Source organism: Frankia sp. KB5, from assembly GCF_002099325.1.
Lineage (GTDB): Bacteria > Actinomycetota > Actinomycetes > Frankiales > Frankiaceae > Frankia > Frankia casuarinae.
In genome coordinates this window covers 1-5,046 of the sequence record NZ_MRUJ01000232.1, presented here as the reverse complement: position 1 = coordinate 5,046, position 5,046 = coordinate 1, and the positions used below count along the sequence as shown (strand labels likewise).

Here is a 5,046-nt window from a genome sequence, read left to right as displayed (position 1 = left end):
ACACCCGCACCGCCGGCGAGGAGAACCTGGATCAGGGACAGGTAGGCCGACAGCGCGTGCCGGAAGGCCCGGCGCTGACGGTCGGCCTCGGCTTTCACAGTGAGGTCGGGCAGCAGGAAGCCGCCGACCGCGAGGAACAACGCGAGCGCGACCGGCACCGCCGGGGGAAACGGTCGGCCTCCCGCGGCGAAGGCGAGTCCGACGACCGAGGGGAAGAGGAGACCGGCGAGGCCCGCGGTGGCTTTCTCCGCCAAGTGGGTCTCGACGGAGCGGCCGAGCGCCGTCAGGTCCTGGCGCAGCGCCACGGTGGGCAGACCCGCCGCGCGCAGAACACCAACGAACGGCCCGCCCACCCGTACGGCCCAGCCGTCCTGCTCCACCGGCACCACCGCCGCGATAGCGGCGGGTTCCGCAGGGGCGGGGTCCAGCCGAGCCAGCACTTCCTCCAGCGACGGCCGCGGCGGGAACAGCCACACGGCCAGCGCCCACAGACCGACCCCGACCCCGGCCGCCAGGAACATCAACAACACACTCATCACGGCACCCGCCCCATCGCGGGAACCGCTGCCACCGTCGCCGCTGCCTCATCGCCTTGCAAGAAGCGGGCCGGGTTCTCAATCTTCGACATGCGCTTCAGCCACCCGAACCCGGCGACGAAGATCGCCCCAACGGCGAGAAGGACTACTTGCCCGGTAGCGGTGCTGTATGGCTCCAGGAACGCACGGTTGAAGATCATGAGCCCGCCGGCGAACACCAGYGAGGTCACGACGACGACCCGCATCGTGGTGCGCATCCGGGCACGGCCGACCTCGATGCGGCCCAGCATGTCGACCTGGGCRCGGGCCGTGGCCGCGAGCTGGCCSAGYAGCCCRGACAGCTGCCGKGCCTGATRCTCRCTGGCCAGGATCAGCGCGCCGATCACRAGATCGGCCAGYGGGTCATCCAGGTCGTCSGCCAGCGCGCGCAGCGCCGGACCGAGCCGCTCGCGRCGTTCGACGCGGGCRGCCAGCAGGGCGATCTCGTCGCGGATCGCMGCCRGSGCGGCGGGCGCGGTCGCCACGATCGCCTGCTCCAGCCCGGCCGCGGCGGCAAGGGTGTCACGTAGCTGCTCGGCCCACACCGCGATGCCCTGGGTGCGGGCGACCTGCCGTGCCTGTTCCCGGTCTGGGCCCAGCATCCGCGGCAGCCCRTACACSGCCATSGCGATCARYAGYCCGCCSACGACCCAGCCCGTCACCGYGCCCGCGACGATCCCKGCCGCCRCMGCGGCGGYGGCCCACCGGCCGAACCGCGGGTTCGTCCGCCACGGCTGGGGCAGCACCAGCCTGCGACGAGGACGGCCGGCATCGTCGTCGGGCCCACGCCAGCCGTAGACGATCAGCAGCAGGCCCGYGCCCACCCCGAGGCCGAGCAGGCCGAACAGGCCGGTCATCCCCACCACCCCTGCGACAGCAGGTCCGGGTCCAACCCGGCGTCGATCAGGTCGTCGAGAAGCTCACCGGTCGGCGGGGCCGCCGGCATGCCACGCCTGTCGGGGCCGGGCCGATACAGCTCGTTAGTGACCACCTGGGTGCCGTCGGCGTCCACGACCTCCCGCACCGACGACACGACCCGCCGGCCGCGTTCCCCGCGGGGCTCGGCCAGGTGGACGACGACGTGGATCGCCGAGGCAATCAGCAAGTTTGTCGCCTCGACGGGAAGCCGTTCCGGGCCTTGCACGGCGTAGCTGGCCAGGCGGGTGAACACGCCGCGGCTGGTCGAGGAGTGCAGGGTGGTCATCGAGCCGTCGTTGCCCTGGCTCATGGCGTTGAGCATCGGGATCACCTCGCTGCCCCTCACCTCCCCGACGATCACCCTGTCTGGGGACATCCGCAGCGCGGCCCGGACAAGATCGGAAGCGGAGATCGCGCCTTCGCCTTCGGTGTTGGGTTCGCGAACCTGCATCGCGACCACGTCCGGGTGGGCCCGCTCGTCGGCGTCCAACCCCAGCTCGTAGACGTCCTCGACCGTGACCAGCCGTTCGCTGGGCGGGATCTGGTCGGCGAGCGCGAGCAGCATCGTCGTCTTCCCGATCGCCGTCCCCCCGGCGACCACGATGTTCTTCCGTGCCCTGACCAGCGCGCCGAGCAGCGCCTCCAGCCCGTAGTCGATCGTGCCGCTGGCGCGCAACGCGGACAGGGTGACGTGGCGGAACCGGTGCCGGCGGATGGACACACTTGGTCGCTGCGTCACGGCCATGACCGCGAACACGCGGCTCTTGTCGGCCAAATGGAAGTTGACCATGGGGGCGCCGCGATCCCAGCGGCGTTCCTCCACCCCGGCGTGCGCCGCCAGGTCCCTGATCAGCCCGACCAGCTGGGTGTCCGAGTCGGTGATCGCTGGCAGCCGCTGCCGGGACCCGTCGGCCCGGCGGATGAACACCCGATCCCCGTTGATGTTGATGTTCTCGATCGATGGGTCGGCCAGGAGCGGTTCGAGCCCGCCGAGCCCGAGGACCTCGGCGAGAACCTCGTGGAGGACACGCTGCTCGTCTCCGGGCGTCAGGACCCCCGCACCGCGGGCGAGTTCGGCGCTGGTGTGCGCCTCGGTCAGATCGACGAGCACCGACAACGCGAACGCCTGCCGCTCGTCGGCGGTCAACGGCGGGGAGCCTGCGTCCTCGTCCGCGCGCAGCCGCCGCGCGAGCGCCGCTCGCAGCCCCTCGCGTAGCCGGACGCGCAGCGCGTCGGCCGCCGACCCGGTGGCCCGGCCTGGAAGATCAGTCGGCGCGGCCGGACTTCCACTGCCACCGTCCCAGGGGGCGAGCGGACCGGGCCAGACCGCCCCGTTCCCCGGCGCTGGACGGCGCGGGTTATCGGGCCAGGACGGGACCGTCATCGCCGCCCCGCCCGCGTCGGGGCTGCCGGCAACGCGGCACGGCCCTCGAACCCGCCCAACGCCGGGCGTTCCGCGCCGGCCGGCGCGGTGGCGGCGAGATGGTCGGCCATGCCCGCCACGGTCCGGCCGAGCTTTGACCGGCCGATCCCGGTGCGGGTCTGGCGACGACCGGCGAGCACCTCCGCGGCCGTGGTGTCGTAGGGCACCGGACCCAGCGCCCGCGAACCCAGCACCCGGGCGATCTCCCGCACCCGGTACTCCGGCGCCTGATGGGGCTGGGCGACGACAACGACATACCAGTCCGGCACGCCCCAGCCCTGCACCACCTGCATCCGCGCCGCCAGATGCGCCAGCTCTTCGTCTCGGGCCCGTCCCACGAGCAACAGCACGTCCGCCGCCCGCAACGCCGGCGCCGTGGGCGAGTGCGGATCGAGGCGGCCACAGTCCACGATCACCGTCCGCCCGCCTGTCCGCGCCGCCGACCACAGCAGTGACCAGCCCCCACCGTCCAACTCGCCGAGTACCTGACTGGCCTGCTCGGCACCGGCGGGGGCCGGGATCACCTGAAGGCCGCCAGGCAGCTCATGCACGTGGTCGTCGACCGGCCGTGCCCGCCCGCCGCGGCGGCCGGCAGCGGCGAGCGTGACCAGCCCCCGCCCACCCGCCAGCAACCCGAACCGGGCACCGAGGTCGCCCCCTGCCGGGTCGGCCTCCACCACCAGCGGCTCCCCGCCGCCCGCCGGCCAGCGATCCGCCAACGCCAGCGCCAAGGTCGTCGCCCCCGGACTGCCTTTCAACGAACCCACCGCGATGATCAAAACCGGGTCACCCACCCGTTCCATTGACCGTCACGACACCGACCTGCCCGGCCGGCGCCGCCGCCAGCGCACGGGCATCGGCCTCAGCGAGCTGAAGCGACACCACCGTCGTCTGATCGGTATCCGCCGCCACCACGGCCACGACCGTCGCCGGCCACGAACGAGCCGCACCCGCGGACCCGGCGGTCGACACCGCACTGGCCGCAGGAGCGACAACCACCACCACCCGCGAACCGGCCGACAAGCCGGTGGGGAACTGACCGGCCTTCAACGCCACCGCCGCGATCGCCTCCCCCCGCGCCGGGACCTGCGCGGCACCCACCGCCACCCGGCTGAGCACCGTGCCCGCCGGAAGGCTGAAGGCCACCGGCCGACCCAGCACCGTGTCCTTCGACCCCGCCGGGATCGTGTCGAGGCCGTCGGCGGAGATCCGCACCTCCCGCACATCGGCCGCCACCAGGACCTGGCCCACCGCGACCGGACGGGCCAGCACCAACACCGGTGCCCGCGACCCCACACGGGCACCCACAAGCAGACCCGCGGCGGCGCAGCCGATCACGAGCACCACCCCGAGAAGGAGATACGGCAGCCGGCGCCGCCGCCGCGGACCACCGGTCAGYCGCGCGGCCGGCGCCGCACCGCCATGTCGGGCGCCACGCTCCGCGCCGGCGGTACGCGGCGCCGACGACGGGGCGCTCACCACGACACCTCCCCGCCGCGCCCCCACGGCGTGGGCATGCCCCAGCGGCTCGCCGGGCCRTATCGATCATGGTCGTCATCAGCCACCGCCTSTCGTGAGCGCGGGAACRTCGATCACCCKSGCCKSCGTCGTCGACACGGTCGTCAGMCCCGGGAASGCCCCCGCCTGRCCGGCGCCGGCCCAGGTCACGTCCCARCGCACCGTCGCSGTCACCGYGAMCSTCCCRCCCGSCGYGTCCAGCGARCGGTGRCGGTAGGTGTAGCCGCAGTCCGGCGACRCGCTCTTCGGATCRGCSCCRKSCGGGWACGGYGTGCCCGGACCGGTACACGTCACGGTYCCGCCGTCSCCGAGYGACCAGGTCACCTGCRCSGGCTTSGCGACSGCAGTSACCGAMACCCCGCCCGCCGCYGCYGTCGCCGCCACCTGATTCCACCCTGCCGCGTCCAGCCACAGCCACGTCGGCAACCCCACCAGCTGATCCACCAACGGGTTCATTACGATCTGTGGGCCCGGAAGCCGCAGCTGGTTGCGCGCTTGCTCCGCCAGCGCTTCCGGGTCCGGCGCGGGCGCTGCTGCCGCGTCCGGAATCCATACCGGCGCCCGATACAAAGCGTCCTGCTCACCGCCCGAGCTGCACCGGTAGACGTACCA

At 73.3% G+C, this 5,046-nt stretch carries 4 protein-coding genes and 1 pseudogene; all 5 read right to left on the bottom strand.

The genetic code is table 11. The annotated features are described in order from the left end of the window. Window positions 1–536: pseudogene (locus tag KBI5_RS20065) on the bottom strand (secretion system protein); the annotation flags it as partial. Next, the gene (locus KBI5_RS20060) at window positions 536–1,177 is read right to left on the bottom strand and encodes a pilus assembly protein TadB (protein ID WP_241883037.1); all 642 of its coding nucleotides are present in this window, start codon (window positions 1,175–1,177) and stop codon (window positions 536–538) included. The gene KBI5_RS20060 and the pseudogene KBI5_RS20065, both read right to left, overlap by 1 nt. Before the next feature lie 251 nt (window positions 1,178–1,428). Beyond that, complete coding sequence (locus KBI5_RS20055; RefSeq protein WP_085016117.1) at window positions 1,429–2,877, bottom strand: ATPase, T2SS/T4P/T4SS family; 1,449 nt, start codon at window positions 2,875–2,877, stop codon at window positions 1,429–1,431. After that, window positions 2,874–3,710, bottom strand: a complete 837-nt coding sequence (locus KBI5_RS28470; protein WP_277870119.1) for a hypothetical protein — start codon at window positions 3,708–3,710, stop codon at window positions 2,874–2,876. The genes KBI5_RS20055 and KBI5_RS28470 overlap by 4 nt, the downstream gene beginning before the upstream one ends. Further along, window positions 3,703–4,395 carry a flagellar biosynthesis protein FlgA gene (locus tag KBI5_RS20045; RefSeq protein ID WP_157902557.1) on the bottom strand — a complete coding sequence of 231 codons (693 nt, stop codon included), beginning with the start codon at window positions 4,393–4,395 and terminating at the stop codon, window positions 3,703–3,705. The genes KBI5_RS28470 and KBI5_RS20045 overlap by 8 nt, the downstream gene beginning before the upstream one ends. Between the last annotated feature and the right edge of the window lie 651 nt (window positions 4,396–5,046).